This window comes from Shewanella litoralis, assembly GCF_009828585.1.
Lineage (GTDB): Bacteria > Pseudomonadota > Gammaproteobacteria > Enterobacterales > Shewanellaceae > Shewanella > Shewanella litoralis.
In genome coordinates this window covers 1-528 of sequence record NZ_WSRZ01000084.1, presented here as the reverse complement: position 1 = coordinate 528, position 528 = coordinate 1, and the positions used below count along the sequence as shown (strand labels likewise).

Below are 528 nucleotides of genomic sequence, written 5' to 3'. Positions count from 1 at the left end.
CATTAGTGAGTATTCACTCGATACAGAGTATAACGTATCAAATGTGTCCCATTCGTCTAGAGGCCTAGGACACCGCCCTTTCACGGCGGTAACAGGGGTTCGAATCCCCTATGGGATACCATATTATTCAAATTTTAGTTTAGTAATACTAGAATTTGGGGCTATAGCTCAGCTGGGAGAGCGCTTCGCTGGCAGTGAAGAGGTCCACGGTTCGATCCCGTGTAGCTCCACCATTTAATTGGTACCTAATGCATCTATATGCATACTAAATTAACCACCGAGAGGTGGTTTTTTTATGTCTTTTTTATCCACTTACCTTAATGACTTATTCCGCACCTAATCTGCATATCACATTCAAATTAAATGTGTGACTTTCCACCCATCCTATTGCTACTACTGTGTGATACCAATTACATTAAATATATGATCTAATTAACCGTCATTCTCTTATTGCTATATTTATGAATAATATCAATCTTGCTGCATTAGCTAAATCTGAAAAAAGTGCTCGTAAACGTATCCGTTACC

2 tRNA genes are annotated in these 528 nt (G+C 39.0%); both read left to right on the top strand.

What is annotated here, in order from left to right:
* The first annotated feature begins 45 nt into the window (after positions 1 to 45).
* Positions 46 to 121, top strand: a tRNA-Glu gene (locus GQA99_RS20220).
* A gap of 36 nt (positions 122 to 157) precedes the next feature.
* A tRNA-Ala gene (locus GQA99_RS20215) sits at positions 158 to 233 on the top strand.
* The last annotated feature ends 295 nt before the right edge of the window (positions 234 to 528 follow it).